This window comes from Bradyrhizobium sp. Pha-3, assembly GCF_042258615.1.
In the GTDB taxonomy this organism is placed as follows: domain Bacteria; phylum Pseudomonadota; class Alphaproteobacteria; order Rhizobiales; family Xanthobacteraceae; genus Bradyrhizobium.
This window is the reverse complement of the sequence record NZ_CP170152.1, coordinates 459,626-478,521: the sequence shown is the minus strand read 5'-3', so window position 1 is coordinate 478,521 and position 18,896 is coordinate 459,626. Positions and strand designations below refer to the sequence as shown.

Below are 18,896 nucleotides of genomic sequence, written 5' to 3'. Positions count from 1 at the left end.
TTGATCCATCACTTTCGAGCGCGCGCGACCGCGCCGCATGCATGGCGGGTTGCGCAATGCCCCGCGCTTGTGGAAACTGACGCGGCACGTTGCAAGGAATTGTTCCACCCATGCGTATTTGCATTTTCGGCGCGGGCGCCGTCGGCAGCCATTTCGCAGTCCGGCTGGCACGCGCCGGCCACGATGTGTCCTGCGTGATGCGCGGCCCGCATCTCGACGCGGTCAAATCCAACGGGTTGACGCTGAAGGTCGGCGATACCGGCGTCACCGCGCGGGTGAAGGCGTCGGCCGATCCAGCCGAGCTGGGGCCGCAGGACGTCGTCATCAGCACCCTGAAGGCCACCGACATCGGCGCGCTGGCAACCGGGTTGCCGCCGCTGCTTCAGCACGACACATCGATCGTGTTCGCGCAGAACGGCATTCCCTGGTGGTACGATCTCGGCCTGCCGCCGCAGCATCCCGCGATTCCCGATCTGGGCTTGCTCGTTCCCGGCGGGCACCTGCGCGGCGCCATCCCGAAGGAACGGATCATCGGCGGCGTGATCTTCTCCTCCAATGAGGTGATCGCGCCCGGCGTGGCGGCGAACCTGTCGCCGGATCGCAACCGCCTCCTGATCGGCGAATGCGACGATCGCCAGAGCGAGCGCATCGCCAATCTGCGTGCGGCACTCAACGACGCCTTGATCGAATCGCCCGAGGTCAAGGAGATCCGCGAGACGATCTGGTCGAAACTGCTCACCAACATGTCGATGTCGGTGCTCTGCCTGTTGACCGGGCTGACCGCGCGCGGCGTCCGCGACGATCCTGACATGCAGGACGTGATCCCGCGCCTGCTCGACGAGGCCAATGCGGTGGCGACGCACTACATTCCCGAGGTCAAGCGCGTCACCCGCTCAGGGCCGGCGCCGGACCACAAGCCGTCGATCCTGCAGGACTACGAGCTCGGCCGCGCCATGGAGATCGATGTGCTGGTGCGCGCACCGGCGGCGTTTGCGCGCGCAGCTGATATTCCGACCCCGATGCTCGACCTGATGGCCGCGATCGCGATCCAGAAGGCGCGTGACAAGGGGCTGTATCAGGGCTGACAATCCGAGCACGATATCAAGCGGGAACATCGAACCATGCAAGTCAAGGACAAGGTCTGCGTCGTCACCGGCGGCGCGAGCGGGATCGGCGAGGCGGTGGCGCGGGCCTACGCGGAGGCCGGCGCGCGCGGCGTCGTGGTCGCCGATCTCAAGACCTCGCGCGACCGGCTCGCCAGCGTCGCCGGCGATATCGACGGGCTCGCGGTCACGGCCGATGTCGGGCTCGAGGAGGATATCAAGGCGCTGATCGCCGCGGCCGAGGACAAGTATGGCCCGGTCGACGTGTTCTTCTCCAATGCCGGGCTGTCGCGCAAGGGACAGGAAGCCGCGTCCGATGCCGACTGGGATGTGAGCTGGCGCGTGCATGTGATGAGCCACGTGTTCGCGGCGCGCGCGCTGGTGCCCGGCATGCTCGCGCGTGGCTCCGGCTATCTGCTCAACACGGCATCCGCGGCGGGGCTATTGGCCTCGCTGAACTCGATGCCTTACGGCGTGACCAAGAACGCCGCGGTCGCGCTCGCCGAACATCTCGCCATCCAGTATGGCGATCGCGGCATCCGCGTCTCCGTGCTCTGCCCGCAATCGGTGCAGACCGGAATGACGACGCCGGGCCCGAGCGCGGCGCGCGTCGACGGCGTGCTGCAGCCCGGAGAGGTGGCGAGGATGGTGATCGAGGCGATGGCCGAGGAACGCTTCCTGATTCTCTCGCATCCCCAGGTGCAGGAATACATGCAGCGCAAGGCCACCAATCGCGAGCGCTGGCTGTCCGGCATGCGCCGCCTGCGCGACCGCATCTATGGCGGCGCGGCGTCAGGCTGACGCGTAGCCCGGATGCAGCGCAGCGCAATCCGGGACGGTGTCACAGGAGGAAAAACCTGCCCCGGATTTCGCGGAGCCTGTCATCGGGCGCGCGTTCGCGCGACCCGTTGGCTCCATCCGGGCTACAAGGCTACAAGGCAAAGACTTCGCCTGCTTGCGAATGCTTCGCGACCCAGGCCGCAAAGCCATCGAGTATCTCGGCCATCACCTCGCGGTCGTTGCGGCCGGAGCGCTTCAGGACGTGGAAGGAATGATCCGCCTCCTGCGCCAGCTGCAGCGTCGCGCGCGCGCCGAGCCCATTTACCAAAGGCTCGAGCAGGTCGAGCTCGGCCAGCGCGTCGCGCGTGCCCTGCAGGAACAGCATCGGGACCTTGACCTCGGCGAGATGTTTGGCCCGCTCGCTCGACGGCTTGCCGGCGGGATGCAGGGGAAAGCCGAGAAATACCAGCCCGCGCACGCCTGCGAGCGGCGCTTTCGCCTGCGCCTGCGAGGTCATGCGTCCGCCGAACGACTTGCCGCCGGCGAACAGCGGCAGTTCGCCGCAACGGCGCACGGCCTCCGCCACCGCAGCACGCACAGTCGCCTGCGCGACGGCCGGCGGATCGGGCCGCTTGCTGCCTTTCTCCATGTAGGGAAACTGATAGCGCAGCGTCGCGATGCCGCGCTCCGCCAATCCTTCTGATATCACGTCCATCGACGAATGCGTCATGCCGGCGCCGGCGCCATGCGCAAACACATAAGCGGCACGTGCTTGCGCCGGGCGCAGCAGCAGTGCGGACACCGCGTTGTCGTCCGAGACCGTGATCGTGAGCGGCTGTGCGGCTGACGTGTTCAAGATGACATCTCGAAGAAGCGTTGCTCTGTCATTTCTAGCCGCAGGCAGCCATGCGCGCAAATGCCGCCGGGGAGAGCGCGCCGCAAGTGAACTGGCTCACAGCCAACCGACATTTCTTTTGCAACATTTCTTCTGCAACATTTCCGTTGTTAGACCGACAGCCGCTACTGTAGGATTGGGCACAGCGCATCACACGCTTAACGCGAACCTATTTCGGCGATTTTTAATATCTCATCAATATGACGCGCGGGTACCGCGAATTGAGGGATGGGGCATGCCTCGCAAGACGATCTTCTTCATCGGGCTGCTGATTGTCGCCGGCGCCCTCTACCTCAAGGACGATATCGAGACCGTGGTCAGCGGCTTCCGCGTCAAGGTCGTCGACTACCAGCCGTCGGCCAAGACGGTGTGGCTGGATCAGAATGTCAGCGCCGAACGGCTGCGCTGGTTCTATCACGCCGACCAGGGCACGCGGACTTTCGGCATTCCCCTTGAGTGGTTCATGGTGCTGGAGCAGCCGACGGTCTGGCCGCTTCTCACGGCGGCACCGCGGCTCAGCGAGACCAATTATCTCGGCCGCTTCGGCTTCATTCCCGACACCGTGATTCCGGGTAGCCCCGATGCGCTGCCGATCGGCTTTGCGCCGAGCGGCCCGATGGCCGACGCCAACGGCGCGCCCTGGCGCAACCCGCATAGCAAAGCCGACATGAACGGGGTCGGGCTGACTTGCTCGGCCTGCCACACCGGAAGCTTCAGCTATCGCGGCACCGAGGTCGTGATCGACGGCGGGCCGGCCAACACCAATTTGTTCGAGTTCCAGAAGAGCGTCGGCGTCTCGCTGCTGCTGACCCGGTTCTGGCCGGGCCGCTTCGCGCGCTTTGCCGACGAGATCCTCGGCAAGGACGCCACTGTTGACGAGCGCATGGCGCTGCGCGGCCAGCTCGATCTCGTGCTGAAGCAATACGCCAACATCAATTCACTGGAGAACAAGGTCGCCGCCAACAGCGTCGAGGAAGGCTATGCGCGGCTCGACGCACTCAACCGGATCGGCAACCAGGTATTCTCGATCGATCTGAACAATCCGAACAACTACGCCGCACATTCGGCGCCGGTGCATTTCCCGCGGATCTGGAACGCGCCGTGGTTCAGCTGGGTGCAGTATGACGGCTCGATCATGCAGCCGATGGTGCGCAATGCCGGCGAGGCGCTCGGCGTCAGCGCTGAGCTCAATCTGCTCGACGAGTCCAAGGGACTTTACAAATCGAGCGCACGGATCGACGTGCTGCACGAGATGGAGCGGATGATCGCCGGCGAGCCGCCGAGCGAGGACAAGGGTTTTGGCGGCCTGGCGTCGCCGAAATGGCCGGAGAACATCCTGGGGCAGATCAACATGGATCTCGCCAAGAAGGGCGGCGAACTCTACAAGACGCATTGCCAGGACTGCCATGGACCTGCGATCGACAGCAAGGCGCTGCCGGCGAGCGAGGCCTTCGCGCTGTTCAAGGACAAGAAGCGCTGGATCAAGAACGACGCCGGCCAGCCGCTGCTCGACGTCGAGATGATTCCGATCAGCCATATCGGCACCGACAGCGCGCAGGCCGAGGGCCTCAAGAACCGCACTGTCGAAACGCCGGCCAATCTGAAGATCAAGGACGGCGGTTTCGGACCGGCGCTCGGCGACCTCGTCGAGAAGACCGTCGACACCTGGTATGACCAGAACAAGACCCCGCCGGAGGATCGCAAGCGCATCAACGGCTACCGGCCGAACGAGATCCAGGCGCCACTGGCCTACAAGGTCCGGCCGCTCAACGGCATCTGGGCGACCCCGCCCTATCTGCACAACGGATCGGTGCCGACCATCTACGCACTGCTGTCGCCGGTGAAGGATCGTCCCTCGACCTTCCATCTCGGCAACCGGGAGTATGACCCCAAGGATCTCGGCTATGTCTGGAAGGACAAGGTCAAGAACGCCTTCGTGCTCGACACCAGCAAGCGCGGCAACAGCAATTCCGGACACGAATTCTCGAACGAGAAGCGCCTCGGCGTGATCGGGGCGGAGCTGAAGGAAGACGAGCGCCGCGCTTTGATCGAGTTCATCAAGACGCTGTAGCGCCCGCGGCGTAGATCAAATGTCCTTCAATTTGGGGACGGGCTGACGGCGCGCCGGGCGGGTCATGGCTTCGAGCTCGAGCAGCTGGTTGAGCTGCTCCTCGGTCAGGAGCTTTTCCTCCAGCACGATATCGGCGACCGAGCGATTCTCCTTCAGCGCGCGGCGCGCGACGCGCGACGAGGCCTCATAGCCGAGCGCCGGCGCCAGCGCCGTGATCAGGCCGATCGAGCCCTGCACCAGGCTGCGGCAACGCTCGCGGTCGGCCTCGATGCCGTCGACGCAACGCTTGGTCAGCGTATCGATCGCCGCCGTCAGCATGCGCAGCGAGCTCAACACGCAATAGCCGATGGTCGGCTCGAAGGCATTGAGCTGGAGCTGGCCGCCTTCGGCGCACATCGTCACCGTGAGATCGTGCCCGATCACGAGGAAGGCAACCTGGTTGACCACCTCCGGAATCACCGGGTTGACCTTGCCGGGCATGATCGAGGAGCCGGCCTGCACCGCAGGCAGCCGGATCTCGCCGATGCCGGTGCGCGGCCCCGACGACAGCAGGCGGAGGTCGTTGCAGATCTTCGACACCTTGACCGCGACGCGTTTCAAGACGCCGGAGAACAGCACGAAGGCGCCGAGGTCGGAGGTCGCCTCGATCAGGTTCGAGGCCAGCACCATCGGCTGGCCCGACAATCGCGACAGCTCCTCGACCGCAAGCGCCGCATAGCGCGGATCGGCATTGATCCCGGTCCCGATCGCGGTGGCGCCGAGATTGACCTCGCGGAACAGGCTCGAAATCTCGTTCAGCCGGGCGACGTCCTCCTTCACGGTGGCGTGGAAGGCGTCGAACTCCTGACCGAGCGTCATCGGCACCGCATCCTGAAGCTGGGTGCGGCCCATCTTCAGGACATCGGCGAACTCCACCGCCTTGCCCTTGAAGGCATAGGCAAGGTCATCGAGCGCGCGCACCAGCGGCTGGGTGGCAAAGATCACCGCGAGGCGCAACGCGGTCGGATAGGCGTCGTTGGTCGACTGCGCCATGTTGACGTCGTCGTTCGGATGCAGCGTGTGATAGTCGCCGGGCTTCTTGCCCATCAGCTTTAGCGCGACGTTGGCGATCACCTCGTTGGCGTTCATGTTGGTCGAGGTCCCGGCTCCGCCCTGGATCGCATCGACCACGAAGGACTCGGCATAGACCTTGTCGGTCGCGATCCGGGTGCAGGCCTTGTCGATCGCATCGGCCTTTTCCGGCGCCAGATAGCCCAGGCGCTTGTTGGCGCGGGCGGCGGCTTGCTTCACCAGCGCCAGCGCGCGGACGAATTCAGGGAAATGGCCGACCGGCACGCCGGTGATCGGAAAGTTCACCACCGCGCGCTTGGTGTGGATGCCCCACAGCGCATTGGCCGGCACATCGTCCTCGCCGAGCAGATCGTGCTCGGTGCGGGACTGCGCCTGGTCGATCGGCACGGTGCGGACGGTCGCGATCGCGAGCTCGCTGACGCCGCCGCTATCGCCGGAGGGTGGCGCGGCGCCTGCGGTGTTGGCGGTCTCAACCTTCGATTCGACCATCAGTCCCTCCGTTACCTGCTGCAAGTCTCGTCATCAGCGACACCAGCCATGATGCGCCCGACAGGCATCGAAAGCCAATGCCTATCGGCAAAGTCTTGCACATCAGCGAGCGGAAAGACGGATCAAAACGGGATTGCATGCGCGCCGCATCGGGAATCGCCGGCTTTCCTTATCCGTCATGATAACAACAACTTATGACTCTATGCCGCGGCTCGCCCTGCGCGAGATGCGGCTGCTTTCTCCGCCCCGTCATCGCGTGCTAGATCAGCATCGACTGGCGCAAGGGTGCTGCCGACACTGAACGAACCAAGGGCCAAACCGTGTCCAACAACAACGAAGCGATAACCATCAAATTCCGCTGCCCGGCGGAGCTCGAGGGCAAGATTCCAGCGCCAGTGCCCGCGTCATTGGGCCTTCCCGGATGGCTCAAGGCGATGCCGACGCAGGCCTTCAATGCGATGAGCAATCGCGAGGAGGATACCGTCAAGCGCTGCCCGCCATTCGTCGATGCGATGACATCGGGTTTCCTGATGCCGCTGATCTGCGACCTCAAGATCGAGAATGGCGAGATGACATGGGACAACGACCTTCCGTCCGGAGGCGTGCTTGAATTCCCGCGCTCGCCGGTCGGCTTCCACGACGAAAGCCAGGTGATCGGCTCGCCGCTGTTCGAACAGGACCGCTTCCTCATCAAGTTCGTCAATCTGTGGACCATCGAGGCGCCGGCGGGCTATTCGCTGTTCTTCACGCATCCGATCAACCGGTTCGACCTGCCGTTCACCACACTGACCGGCATGGTCGATTGCGATCAGTTTCACGACAGCTGGATTCATTTCCCGGCGCGCTGGCACGACACCAATTTCAGCGGCATCTTGCCCAAGGGCACGCCGGTCGCGCAATGCTTCCCGGTCAAGCGCGAAAACTGGGTCGCGCAGACCGCGGCGATGACGCCGGATGAAACATCGCGCGCACAGGAACTGTCCAACCGGATGGCCCGCGAGCCCGGACTCTATCGCCGGCAGTTTCGGACGTAGAGCGGGCGCAAGAGACGGCGCTGCGGCCTCCTGCTGTCGGAAGCTCAGTATCCACCGCCGTCGTCCTGGCGAAAGCCAGGACCTATAACCACCGCTTTGATGATGAACGGGATCGCGGCCCCAGCGTCGCTCGGCAATCGAGATTTGGGGTAATGGGTCCTGGCTTTCGCCAGGACGACACTGAATTGTGTGGCGCGATCCTGAGCAAGTTCGCTGTCATCGCCCGGCTCGACCGGGCGATCCAGTATTCCAGAGACGTCAGCGCTTGAACCGAGAAGCCGCGGCGTACTGGATCGCCCGGTCGAGCCGGGCGATGACAGGTGTGGTTGGGATGCAGCTCAGCGTTCTCGCCACATGGATCGTCCAAGGCTGCCCATGATGGGTCGAGCGCGGCGAAACCCGTGCGGCAGCGGCCGGACCGCCTAGCTCAGAAACTTCGCAACCGCGCTGGGACGGAAGAAGAAGCGGCCATGCGATGCCATGGCTAGCGCCGACGTCGTGCGGCCGATCATTTGCGGCCGGCCGCGCAACGCCAGACGCAGATTGGCTTCGCCGGCGGCGCGGTCGCCCATTTCCAGAAGACAGGCGGAGAAGCTGGTACGCGTCAGGGGATCGTCGGGGCGCTGCGCCAGCACCTGACGGTAGAGATCCGCCGCAGCCGCGTATTCGCCATCGAGCAGCAGCACGCGCGCGAGCGCGGCCAGAATATCGGGATGTCCCGGCGCCACGGTGCGAAGCTTCTCCAGAATCTCGCGCGCGCGGCCGCGCTCATTGCGATGGGGCAATAGCTGCGCGAGCAGAAGCAGCAACTCGACGCTGCCGGGCGCGAAAGCAAGCGCGCTCTCAATGACGGCAACCGCCTCGTCGATGCGGCCGGCCGCGCCCAATTGCCCTGCCAAGCCCTGAAATGCAGGAAGGAACGGTGGCCGTCGCGCCGCGGTTCGCCGCAACACATCGATCGCCTCGCTGCGCCGACCGGCGCCGCCGAGCGCCGCGCCGAGCAGGGTCTCGAGGCCGGGGTCCTCGACGCGGCGCGCGATCCGCTCGAGCGGCGCGATCGCCTCCTCGTTGCGGTTCTGGGCCATCAGCGCCCGTGCCAGGATCGAGGCCGCGCCGACATCGGTCCGGTTTGCCTTCAACACTTCGGCCGCTAGCCGCTCAGCTTCGACGACCTGCCCCATCTGCAACGCGACCATGGCACGATGCAGAGCCGGGGATGGGCTGGGCCCGCGATTGGAAGGAGGCGGAGGTTTCGGCATACGGCCCGTCGTGAGATGGTTCTCCCAGCCGTTATCACTGCCGCCGACGGAGCTCCAGCGAAAGTCGCGGCCGGGCACCGAGATACCGCCCGGTTCCGGCAGCGCCGGCACGGGCCGGTGTGATGCATCCCTGCGGCGGTCGGGCGACAGGCACCGAACCGCGCTCTCCCGCCCGATTTTTCGACTGTTTAACCTATTCGACCTAGCCTGAACGGCCGAAACAGGGCCCGGCTTGATGTTCGCAACTACCCTCGAAGCAATTCGGTCGACCACGTCGAAGCGGACCGCCTATATCCGCGGAATCCTCGCGCTTCTGGCCATCGCCATCATCTTCAAGGCGGTGTGGCTCGCTCAAGTGGGGCTCGGGCATGGCCGCGAGCTCGTTGACTTTGCCGCCTTCTACATCACCGCAAAGCTGGTGTGGCTGGGCACCGTGGATCAGGCCTATCAATTCGCGAAGCTCATCGTCATCCAGAAGGAGGCATCGGGCGGGCACGATGGTTTCATGTCGTGGACCTATCCGCCGCAGTTCAGCCTGCTGCTGGCGCCTTTCGCGCTGATCCCGGTCGGCATTGCCTATTTGCTGTTCGCCGCCTCGACGCTGACGCTCTACCTTGCCGTGCTGCGCCGTCTCGCCGGCAATAACTTTGTGCTCGTGCTCATCGTGTTTTTTCCGACGATCGGGATCACACTGGCATGCGGACAGAACGGCCTGCTGACCGCCGCGCTGATCGGAATGGTCTGCCTGTTCTTTGAAGAGCGGCCGGCCCTCGCCGGGGTCGCCCTCGGTCTGATGGTCATCAAGCCGCACCTCGCCATCGCGTTCGCAGTCTACGCCATCCTGCGGCGTTCCTGGATCGTCGTGATGACGGCGGCCGCCGTCGTGCTGATCAGCTCAGCGATCTGTACGGCGGTTTTCGGCGTCCAGATCTGGAGCGCGTTCCTGCAGAGCGTGCGCGATTCGTCGGTGTTCCTGGAGCAAGGAAACTACCCGATGCATCGCATGATCTCGATCTATGCCGCGTTGCGAACCGCAGGGATGTCCGCGTCGGCAGCGTTTGTCGCCCAGGGTGCCGTCGCGGTCCTGGCGCTTGCCGTCGTTCTCATCGCCGCCTTCCGGACGATGCCGACCCACGAGCGCCTCGGCCTCGTTGCGATCGTGTCGGTCTGCATCAGCCCCTACGCCTACGATTACGACTTTCTGATCTTCAGCGTCGGCCTGGTGCTGCTGTTGCCGGCGCTGCTGGCGAGCGCGCGTGAATGGGAGCGAGGCATCATCTACGCCTTGCCGATCCCGATCGGAGCGTTTGGCTACCTGCAAGCGACGCAGATGACGACCGCCCACCCGGGCGCGCAGTCATTCGGCACGCTCTCGATCGGCGGCTTCGCGATCATTCCGCTGATCGCGTTCATTGTCGGAATTGTGCTGCTGCGCAGTTCAGGGACGGAAGCAGTCAGCGGATCGACCGTCAGATGCGCATCCGCTTGAAGATCGTCTCCGGCAGCGCGCAGATGATCGTCATCACTAGCCAAAACCGCCTGGCCACATAGATCACGTCCCGCGGCCTCGTCACGTCGGCGCAGTAGATATCCTCCGCAACCCGGTCCGGCTGCACGGTCAAGGGCGCCGGCAGCTTCATATGCGCCGTCATTTTCGTGCGCACGAAGCCGGGCTTGACGGTGACGACGCGGACCTTACCCGCCAGTGTCAGGCGGTTGCGCAGGCCGGACAGGAATTGCGTGAAACCGGCCTTGGCCGCGCCGTAGTAATAGTTCGAAGCCCGGCCGCGATCGCCGGCGACCGAACTGACCCCGACGATGGTTCCCGAGCCGCGCGCCGCGAAGGCCTGCGCGAACTGTTCGAGCAACAGGCTGGGTGCCTCGAAATTGGTCCGCATGATTGTCGTCGCAAGCTCGGGATCGGTCTGGGCCCGCAGCTGATCACCGAGTTCTCCGACAACGCACACGACGGTGTCGGGGAGCGCGGAAAGGCCGGCGACGAAGCCGGCAAGTTGCCCGGTCTGCAGCACGTCGAGCGACTGAACCGTTGTTTCGACGCCGCTTCGCGTCCTGATATCATCGGCGTTGCGCTGCGCGGCCGCGAGATCGCGGGCGGCGAGCGTCACGCGCCACCCCTCCTTTGCATAGCGCAGCGCGGTCGCGTGCCCGATATCCGAGCTGCCGCCAATCACCAGAATTGATTTTGTGCCGGTCATCAAATTCCAAGCCGTGCTGAAAGATGGGACGCAAGGCGCGTTGTCGCCCCGGTCTGCTGGCGGATGTCCCGCAGGGCCGCAAGACCGGGATATCCGGATTCGAATGTCGCGCGGGATTGCCGGGCGTCCTTGGCGAGGTAGAGCCGGCCGCCGGCATCGATCACCAGCGCATCGAGCTGATCAAGAAACGCGAACAGCGTGTCGCTGACGGGAAAGTCCATCGTCAGGGTGAAGCCGCGCAGCGGAAACGACATCGGCCCGCCGCCATCGCCGAGCTGCTTGAGCACCGCAAGAAACGAGGCATCGCCGCGCCGGGATACCCGATCCAGGATGTCGGCAAGCACGCGGCGTGCGCGGTCGAGCGGGATCACGCATTGATACTGCACGAAGCCGCGCCGGCCGTAGATCCTGTTCCAATCGGAGATCGCATCGAGCGGAAAGAAGTAGGGATCCCAGTGGACGAGCCGCTGCTTGCCCTGATGCACAGCGCCGCGGCAGAAATACAGCTCGTTGAACACCCGCATCGATGTGCGATTGAGCAGCCATCCGGGAAACAGCTCCGGCACCGACAGTCGCTGCGTGCGAGGGCTGGGGAACGGCGCGAGGCCGGGCCCCAGCACGTCCATGTCGCGGCGCGTGGCGTGCTCGGCCAGATAGACCAGCGACCGTCCGAGCGCCGCGCCGCGCGCAAGGCAGTCGATCCAGGCCACCGAATAGGTGGCGGAGGCGTTGCTTTCCAACTGATCGATCGCCGCGTCGAGATTGCCGGCGACGCGTGTGTCCTGCCGCAGCCAGGCCGTCTCGATCGGGAACAGCCGCAGTGTTGCGTCGAGGATCATGCCGGTCAGGCCCATGCCGCCCAGCGTCGCCGCGAACAGCGCGGCGTTTTCCGATCTCGAGCAGGAAACGATCTCGCCGCCCGGCAGCGCGAGGCGGAATGAATCAACGATAGCGCCGAAGCCGCCATCGCGATGGTGGTTCTTGCCATGGACATCGGCTGCGATCGCGCCCCCGACCGTCACGAATTTCGTGCCGGGCACGACTTTCAGGAAGAAGCCGCGCGGCTCGAACGCGGCAAGGATGTCGGCGATGGTCACGCCGGCTTCGACCGTCAATTGGGCGGTCGCCGCATCGAAGCTTCGCATCCGGTTCAGGCCGCGCGAGGAAATCGTGGCTTTCGTGCCGATCGCGGCATCGCCATAGGCGCGGCCCGCCCCGCGCGCGACAACGCCGGACCGCGCAAGCAAATGGTCCCGTGCGCCTGCGGGCGTCTGCGGCGCCAGCAGCTCTGTCGATACCTTGGGATAGTTGCCCCAGCCGGAGAGGCAAATCTCGCCCGGATTGGAGGTCGCGCGTCCTGGCAAGACAGCCGCCGGCATCGCTAGATGGCGGCGAGCATGATGACGCCGATCGCGCCAAGGGCGGCCCAGCTGGCGCGATCGCGGAGCGCGAACATCACGGGATCATCATCGATCAATCCGCGCTGCGCGAACAGCATCACGCGGCCGATCCAGTACATCAGGATCGGACAACAGACCCAGAGCAGCTGCGGATGGCTGTAGAGCGCGCGAACCGTATCGGACGAGATGTAGAGCGTGAAGATCACGACGGCGTTGAAGCCCGACGCGGCCGCGAGGATCGCGACCATCGACTTGTCCTCGATCCGGTAGCCGCGCGCCGCGAGCACCGCGCCGTCCGGATGGCTCGCGAGCTCGACATGGCGCTTCACCAGCGCCAGCGACATGAAGATGAACAGTGAGAACGCGAGCAGCCATTCCGACATCGGCACGCTGATCGCAACCGCGCCGCCGATCACGCGGACGGTGTAAAGCGTCGCCAGCACGACGACGTCGACGATCGCGATGCGCTTGAGCCACATCGAATAGGATGTGGTCAGCGCGAAATAGCCGAGCAGGACGCCGCCGAACGCGACCGATATGCCCAACGCGGTCGCGAACGCGGCGACCAGCGCCAGGGCCATCGCGCCGGCAGCTCGCGGCACCGGGATGTCACCGCTTGCGATCGGACGGTTGCGCTTGGCCGGATGCGCGCGGTCGGCCTTGACGTCGAGAATGTCGTTCAGGATGTAGGCACCCGACGCCGCGAGCGAGAACGCGATCACCGCAAGCAGCGACGTCGCCGCCGACGCAAGTGCAAACTTATGCGCGGTCAGCAGCGGCACCAGCACGAGGGCGTTCTTGGCATATTGATGCACCCGAAGCAGCTTCAGCCAGCTGCGCACACCGGCCCGCGCGGGTGCAGCCGGGGCGGATCGACCGGGGCGCGCCAGGCGTGACGCGAACCCGGGCAGCGCAACCGCTTCGCCGCCGATGTAGTCGAAGCCCTGCAGGAGCACGGGCGGCAGGTCGTCGCCCTGTACCGCTGACCGGCCGCCCGGTGCGGCAGCCCACGCCGTGAAGACGCCGAGATGCTGGGCAACCGCGCTGACGGACGGCTCGGGATGGGTTTCCGAACAGAGATAGACCGGACGACCTTCGCCGAGCACCTGCAAGAGGAAGGTCACGGCGTCGTGGTCGAACCGTGCGCGGGATGGATCGAAGCCCGATCTATCAGCAATGCGTGCGGCCAGTCCGAACGCGGTGGCAACCGGCGTGGTGACGGCGCGAAAGCGGCTTGTGATCCCGGAAGCGATATCCGCCGGGTAGGAGCTTCCCGGAACCATCACCTCGTCGATATCGACAACGAGCGGCCGACCCTTCGAACGCAGCGGATCGCGAAGGGCGTCGCTGCCGCCCTCTTCAACCCGTTCTGGAACGCTGGCTCGCATGCGCGCGGTTTTCCGGTGGCCCCCTCCCCATTGTCCCGGGCTTTCCCTAATTTGGCGTGAACTCGGGGGTGAGATGCCCGGCAGACCGTGGCCGGAATGCGTTGCGCAACCGCCTTACCTGCGGAGCGCACGGAGTGCAGCCAGGCGGAAAATGGCGATCCCGGGAAGACTCGAACTTCCGACCTACGGTTTAGGAAACCGTCGCTCTATCCGGCTGAGCTACGGGACCGCACCGCCCGCAGCGAAGCACGCGGGCGTCACCCTCCCATAGCAGACGTGCCGAATGATCGCCAGCCCGCGCCACACCAGAGCGTGTTCGAGCGAAGTGGGCACCGCGCTCGGCGATTCGCGCGCTACGCCACCTGCCGGGCCGGATTGGAGGCAGCATTGGCCGCGCCGGCCCGGCGCGCCGGCAGAAACTCGATCGCCTCATCCTTCAGCGAGCCGAAACGCAGCGTCATGATATCGAGCGCATAATTCTGGTAGAGCCGCCACGGCCGGCGCGAGCCCTGTTTGGGAAACCTGGCGGCGGCGCGCTGGATATAGCCCGAGGAGAAATCCACCCAGGGCAGTTCGGTGACATCAGGATCGTTCCGCCGCGGCGTCACTTGCGCGTAGCCGTTCGCCTTCATGTGGTTGAGCATGCGGCAGACATATTCGCAGGTCAGGTCGCATTTCAGCGTCCAGGACGCGTTGGTGTAGCCGAAGGCCGCGGCGAGGTTCGGCACGCCCGAATACATCAGCCCCTTGTAGTTCATGGTCTTCGACAGATCGACAGGCGCGCCGTCGACCTTGATCTCGAGCCCGCCGAGCACCTGCAGGTCGAGGCCGGTCGCGGTCACCACGACATCGGCGTCGAGCACATTGCCACTCTTGAGCTTGATGCCGCCGGGCGTGAAGGTCTCGATCTGGTCGGTCACGACAGACGAGCCGCCGCTGCGCAGCGATTGAAAGAGATCGCCGTTCGGCACCAGGCAGAGCCGCTGGTCCCACGGATTGTAGCTCGGCGTAAAATGCGTGGCGACGTCGTAGTCCGGGCCTAGCGCATGGCGCACGCCGCCGAGGATCAGCTTCTTCACGTGCTCCGGATCGCGCTTGCAGAGCCGGTAGAAATACATGCCGAACAGCACGTTCTTCCAGCGCGTCAGGCCGTAGGCGAGTTTGGCCGGCAGCCGCGCCCGCAGCCAGTTGGCGACCTTGTCCTCGTCCGGCCGCGCCACGACATAGGTCGGCGAACGCTGCAGCATCGTGACATGGGCGGCGGTCTTGGCCATTTCCGGCACCAGCGTCACCGCGGTCGCGCCGCTGCCGATCACCACCACCTTCTTAGCCGTATAGTCGATGTCGTCGGTCCACTTCTGCGGATGGACGACGCGGCCGGCGAAATCGGCGATGCCGGGGAAGTCAGGCGTGTAGCCGTGCTCATATTTGTAGTAGCCGCTGCACATGAACAGGAAGTTGCAGGTGAGGCGCTCGATCGTCTGCTCCGGCCCGCGCTCGACCTCGACCGTCCATTGCGAGTCGGCCGACGACCAGTCGGCGCGCACGACGCGGTGGTTGAAGCGGATGTTCTTGTCGATGCCGTACGCGCGCGCGGTCTCGCGCACATAGCTCAGGATCGACGCGCCATCGGCGATCGCTTTCGGCTCGGTCCACGGCCGGAACGAATAGCCGAGCGTGTACATGTCGGAGTCGGAGCGGATGCCGGGATAGCGGAACAGGTCCCAGGTCCCGCCGATGCAATCGCGGCCTTCGAGAATGGCGTAGCTGCGGTCCGGACAGTTGGTCTGCAGGTGATAGCCGGCGCCGATGCCCGACAGCCCGGCACCCACGATCAACACGTCGAAATGAGCAGACATGCCCTGACCCTCCCGCAGCAGAATTGACAATGTGTATTGTCAGATAACTTGACATCTGACAACGGCTCGTGTCAATACACTTTTCATGACAAGCAGCCGGAAAGCCCGCCTCTATGGCGGTATGGACGCCGAGGAACGCCGCGCCGAGCGGCGGCTGAAACTGATCAATGCCGCGATCGAGGTCTATGGCGAGGTCGGCTATCGGGTCGCCACCGTGAAGGCGATCTGCGAGGCGGCCGAGCTCACCGAACGCTATTTCTACGAATCGTTTTCCAACAGCGAAGCCCTGCTGATCGCCGCCTACAACCATGTCGTCGGCCACCTGCACGAGGAGATGACGGCAGCCGCGGCGGCCGCCGGCGGCGACGCCGAGATGAGGCTGCGCGCCGCGCTGACGCTGTATTTCACGCGGCTGAAGGAGCACCCGAAGCCCGCGCGGGTCTTCCTGCTCGAGATTTCCGGCATCAGTCCGGCGGTCGATGCCGTCAAGCTCGACGCCCTGCGCGTCTTCAGCGACATCCTGGTGCCGCCGACGCTTGACCCCAAACACGGCAACAAGGCCGCGGCAGCCACGCTGCTCTCGATCGGCATGGTCGGCGCGGTGATCTCGATCGCGCTGCGCTGGGTCTCGAAGCAATATCCGCAAGCCATCGAGGACGTCGTCGCGATCGCCGCCGGCTTCTGCCGCGTCGCGTTGACCGAGGCCGATCGCCGCCGGGATCTGCACCTGCTGTAGCGGTGGGCTCGCACCCCTCGCCGATTTTCGATCATGTTTCGCCAGGGTTTGCGGGCCCGGCCCTCGGCCGCACCGCTGATTTAACTTGCATATCTGGCGCTCCAGGCTTTCTTATGCATGGTACCGGGCGCAATCAGGTCGGACCTGTTTCGTCCTGTGAAACAACGACAATCTGCATCAGGCGGAGCTGAGCCTTTGGTCGACGTGCACCGGCTGGACGACGTAACCGCGCGCCTTGGCGATGTGGTTCTCGATCCCGCGACCTGGCCGTCCTTCATGGACGAGGTCTGCGCGGCCGTCGGCGCGACCGGGGCTGCGATGCTTCAGAGCGATATCCGCACCGAAGACATTCCGCGCACGCAATCGATCACCGACTATTTCACCAAGACCTACTTCCCGCAGAATTTTCATCTCAGCGACATTCGCGCGGCACGCGGCGTGCCGCTGATGCTGGCCGGCACCAACGTCATCACCGACGCCGACCTGTTCGGCGGCGAAACCGAGATGCTGCGCGACCCGCTCTATTCCTCGCTCGGCGAGTTCGGGCTGAAATGGTTTGCCGCCGTCGGCTTCCGCGCCGGTCCGGCGTTGTGGGGACTGACGATCCAGCGCTCACCGAAGGAAGGCATGTTCGACGCCGACGAGGTCAAGGCGCTCTCGAGAATATCGGCGCGGCTGACCGAAGCCGCGACGCTGTCCACCGTCGTCGGCCGCTCCGCGATTTCGGGCATCACCAGCGCACTTGACCTGATCCAGGTCGCGGCGATTGCCGTCGGCCGCTTCGGCGCCGTCATCGGCATGAACGGCCAGGCGGAAGCCTGCCTCGGCCATGAACTTGCGATCCGCAACAACCGCCTCACCTTGGCCGACCGGCAGGCCAATACCGATCTGACCAGGCAGATCGATCTGCTGGCCCACAGCTCGGACCTGCATCCGCTCCCGACATCGCCGATCGTGGTGCGCAGGATCGACAAGCGGCCGATCGTGATCCAGATGCAGCCGGTGCCTCCCGCCGCGCGCTCACCGTTCCTGGGTGCACGCGCGATCCTGTTGATCCGCGATCTCGAGGGCAACGCCGCATTCGATCAGTCGCTGCTGGCGGCGGCGTTCGAGCTGACGCCGGCGCAGGCGCGCCTCGCCACGCGGCTTGCGCGCGGCGATTCGGTCGAGGCCGCCGCACAGGAAGCCGGCATTGCTCTTGCCACCGCGCGCAATCAGCTCAAGACGATTTTCCAGAAGACCGGCACGCACCGGCAGGCGGAACTCGTCGCATTGCTGCATAGGGTCAAGTGAACGATTCGAGACGAATTGTTCCAATTTCCGGCGTGCCGTTACGGTAAGAATTCTTGAAACATTGCAATTACGTACAGCGATTACTCGATCAGGCCAAACGACTGATCTGCGACTTAAATGATCAGGGAAATCGTCCGGTTCCAGGTGACAAGGGTCACTAAAATGGCGACAATCTGCTCACTCTGTGTCGTTCGGATTTGGTAGCAATGTCCGTGATGCCGTCACGATCATCGACGTTGGCTGTTGCCGTTTTCGTCGCCGCGTTCGCGCTGGCGCCAATGACGGCGCGCGCGCAATGGTGGCGCAGCGCGCCGAAGGATTTTGAAGATTGCGCCGACCTCGCCGAGAAGGCGAAGTCCAGGGAAGACAAGACCGCGCAACTCGCCGACTGCAATGCCAAGTTCGCCGGACGCCGCAAACCCAGCGGCGGCTACACCTATTACGACTTCATGCAGGACCGCAGCTTCGACATCGCCGGCCCCAATCCGACGCCGGACGAGCAGAAGAAGATCGACCAGGAATATACCGGCTATCTCGAGAAGGAGCGCCGCTCGAGCATCGTCGCGGCGTTCAATGCCAAGCAGCTCGAGCGTCAGGAAAAGCAGCAGGTGCGGCCGCCGCAGCTTCAGCAGGCGTCACTGCACAGCGAGCCAGTGCACAGCGAGCCGGCGAAAGTCCCGGTCCCGGTCGCACGACCGGTCAAGCCGCGGGTCGCCGCCGCCCCTCTCCCCAAGGTGCGGCCGCAGGCGGCAAGCTGCGTCAAGGGCACGTTCTCCTGCGAATGGCCGCGGCTTTCCGAGGGATTGGACGGTCTGAAGAAGCTGTTCACGCCGGCATCGCCGCCGCCGACCAAGCTCGCGAAGCGAACCGACGTCAGTCGGTAATCACCATCGCCCAGAACCTGCGGTACGGCGACTTCGGATTGTCGACGAAGGCCACACCGACGCGCTTCGCGCCCGGCATCAAGAGATTTTCGCGATGCCCCGCCGAATTCTCCCACTGCTTCAGCATCTCGGCGAAGGCGATGAAGCCGGCACCGATATTTTCCGCGGCGCGCTGCTTCTTCAGCGGCGCGATGCGGGTGAAGAAGCTGCCGCCCGCGGAGTGGCTGACCGATCCGGTCGCCGACATCGCCTGCGCCTGCTTCAGCGCCATCGCATTCAGCTTCGCGTCGAGCTTCACCGCAGGCATATGGTTGGCGCGCCGGTAGGCGCTGATCGAACCGGCATAGTCGGCGGCGCTTGCGGCCGTGGTGATGCCGAGCACGAAGGTGAGCGCGAGGAACAGCAGCTTCATCTGAGG

16 protein-coding genes and 1 tRNA gene are annotated in these 18,896 nt (G+C 64.9%); 8 read left to right on the top strand and 9 right to left on the bottom strand.

The window, feature by feature from the left end; translation table 11 throughout:
• Nucleotides 1–110: 110 nt before the first annotated feature.
• Complete coding sequence (locus ACE10Z_RS02205) at nucleotides 111–1,085, top strand: ketopantoate reductase family protein (RefSeq protein ID WP_375786480.1); 975 nt, start codon at nucleotides 111–113, stop codon at nucleotides 1,083–1,085.
• A gap of 36 nt (nucleotides 1,086–1,121) precedes the next feature.
• Nucleotides 1,122–1,904: an SDR family oxidoreductase gene (locus ACE10Z_RS02200; RefSeq protein ID WP_375786479.1), complete on the top strand. Its 783-nt coding sequence runs from the start codon at nucleotides 1,122–1,124 to the stop codon at nucleotides 1,902–1,904.
• Nucleotides 1,905–2,034: 130 nt separating this feature from the next.
• Here ACE10Z_RS02200 and ACE10Z_RS02195 read toward each other — a convergent pair whose 3' ends face one another.
• A complete protein-coding gene (locus ACE10Z_RS02195; RefSeq protein WP_375786478.1) occupies nucleotides 2,035–2,739 on the bottom strand; it encodes an alpha/beta family hydrolase in 705 nt (234 codons plus the stop codon).
• A gap of 274 nt (nucleotides 2,740–3,013) precedes the next feature.
• On the opposite strand from ACE10Z_RS02195, the gene ACE10Z_RS02190 reads away from it, so the two are divergent.
• Nucleotides 3,014–4,849 (top strand): di-heme-cytochrome C peroxidase, encoded by a 1,836-nt coding sequence (locus ACE10Z_RS02190; protein ID WP_375786477.1) that lies wholly within the window; start codon nucleotides 3,014–3,016, stop codon nucleotides 4,847–4,849.
• Between the two features lie 15 nt (nucleotides 4,850–4,864).
• Here ACE10Z_RS02190 and ACE10Z_RS02185 read toward each other — a convergent pair whose 3' ends face one another.
• The gene (locus tag ACE10Z_RS02185; RefSeq protein ID WP_375786476.1) at nucleotides 4,865–6,409 is read right to left on the bottom strand and encodes an aspartate ammonia-lyase; all 1,545 of its coding nucleotides are present in this window, start codon (nucleotides 6,407–6,409) and stop codon (nucleotides 4,865–4,867) included.
• A 320-nt stretch (nucleotides 6,410–6,729) separates the two neighbouring features.
• Between ACE10Z_RS02185 and ACE10Z_RS02180 the strand changes: the two genes are divergently transcribed.
• Nucleotides 6,730–7,443, top strand: coding sequence for a hypothetical protein (locus ACE10Z_RS02180; protein ID WP_375786475.1), 714 nt, complete (start codon nucleotides 6,730–6,732; stop codon nucleotides 7,441–7,443).
• A 422-nt stretch (nucleotides 7,444–7,865) separates the two neighbouring features.
• Here ACE10Z_RS02180 and ACE10Z_RS02175 read toward each other — a convergent pair whose 3' ends face one another.
• On the bottom strand, nucleotides 7,866–8,624 hold the full coding sequence (locus tag ACE10Z_RS02175) for a tetratricopeptide repeat protein (RefSeq protein WP_375790080.1): 759 nt from the start codon (nucleotides 8,622–8,624) through the stop codon (nucleotides 7,866–7,868).
• 313 nt (nucleotides 8,625–8,937) lie between these two features.
• Here ACE10Z_RS02175 and ACE10Z_RS02170 point away from each other — a divergent pair, with 313 nt between their 5' ends.
• On the top strand, nucleotides 8,938–10,191 hold the full coding sequence (locus ACE10Z_RS02170; RefSeq protein ID WP_375786474.1) for a glycosyltransferase family 87 protein: 1,254 nt from the start codon (nucleotides 8,938–8,940) through the stop codon (nucleotides 10,189–10,191).
• Here ACE10Z_RS02170 and ACE10Z_RS02165 read toward each other — a convergent pair.
• The 5 genes from ACE10Z_RS02165 to ACE10Z_RS02145 form a co-directional block, all read right to left on the bottom strand.
• On the bottom strand, nucleotides 10,172–10,918 hold the full coding sequence (locus tag ACE10Z_RS02165; protein ID WP_375786473.1) for an SDR family oxidoreductase: 747 nt from the start codon (nucleotides 10,916–10,918) through the stop codon (nucleotides 10,172–10,174). The genes ACE10Z_RS02170 and ACE10Z_RS02165 overlap by 20 nt on opposite strands.
• Nucleotides 10,918–12,297: an FAD-binding protein gene (locus ACE10Z_RS02160; RefSeq protein ID WP_375786472.1), complete on the bottom strand. Its 1,380-nt coding sequence runs from the start codon at nucleotides 12,295–12,297 to the stop codon at nucleotides 10,918–10,920. The genes ACE10Z_RS02165 and ACE10Z_RS02160 overlap by 1 nt, the downstream gene beginning before the upstream one ends.
• A 2-nt stretch (nucleotides 12,298–12,299) precedes the next feature.
• Nucleotides 12,300–13,706, bottom strand: a complete 1,407-nt coding sequence (locus ACE10Z_RS02155) for a UbiA family prenyltransferase (RefSeq protein WP_375786471.1) — start codon at nucleotides 13,704–13,706, stop codon at nucleotides 12,300–12,302.
• A gap of 152 nt (nucleotides 13,707–13,858) precedes the next feature.
• Nucleotides 13,859–13,935: transfer RNA gene (locus tag ACE10Z_RS02150), tRNA-Arg, on the bottom strand.
• 124 nt (nucleotides 13,936–14,059) lie between these two features.
• Complete coding sequence (locus ACE10Z_RS02145; RefSeq protein ID WP_375786470.1) at nucleotides 14,060–15,565, bottom strand: flavin-containing monooxygenase; 1,506 nt, start codon at nucleotides 15,563–15,565, stop codon at nucleotides 14,060–14,062.
• 85 nt (nucleotides 15,566–15,650) lie between these two features.
• On the opposite strand from ACE10Z_RS02145, the gene ACE10Z_RS02140 reads away from it, so the two are divergent.
• The 3 genes from ACE10Z_RS02140 (at nucleotide 15,651) to ACE10Z_RS02130 (ending at nucleotide 18,478) form a co-directional block, all read left to right on the top strand.
• Nucleotides 15,651–16,301, top strand: coding sequence for a TetR/AcrR family transcriptional regulator (locus ACE10Z_RS02140; protein ID WP_375786469.1), 651 nt, complete (start codon nucleotides 15,651–15,653; stop codon nucleotides 16,299–16,301).
• Between the two features lie 195 nt (nucleotides 16,302–16,496).
• Nucleotides 16,497–17,594, top strand: a complete 1,098-nt coding sequence (locus ACE10Z_RS02135) for a helix-turn-helix transcriptional regulator (RefSeq protein ID WP_375786468.1) — start codon at nucleotides 16,497–16,499, stop codon at nucleotides 17,592–17,594.
• 215 nt (nucleotides 17,595–17,809) lie between these two features.
• Nucleotides 17,810–18,478 (top strand): hypothetical protein, encoded by a 669-nt coding sequence (locus ACE10Z_RS02130; protein WP_375790079.1) that lies wholly within the window; start codon nucleotides 17,810–17,812, stop codon nucleotides 18,476–18,478.
• Here the strand turns inward: ACE10Z_RS02130 and ACE10Z_RS02125 are convergent.
• A complete protein-coding gene (locus ACE10Z_RS02125; protein WP_375786467.1) occupies nucleotides 18,468–18,890 on the bottom strand; it encodes a CAP domain-containing protein in 423 nt (140 codons plus the stop codon). The two genes, ACE10Z_RS02130 and ACE10Z_RS02125, sit on opposite strands and share 11 nt — an antisense overlap.
• Nucleotides 18,891–18,896 lie beyond the last annotated feature (6 nt).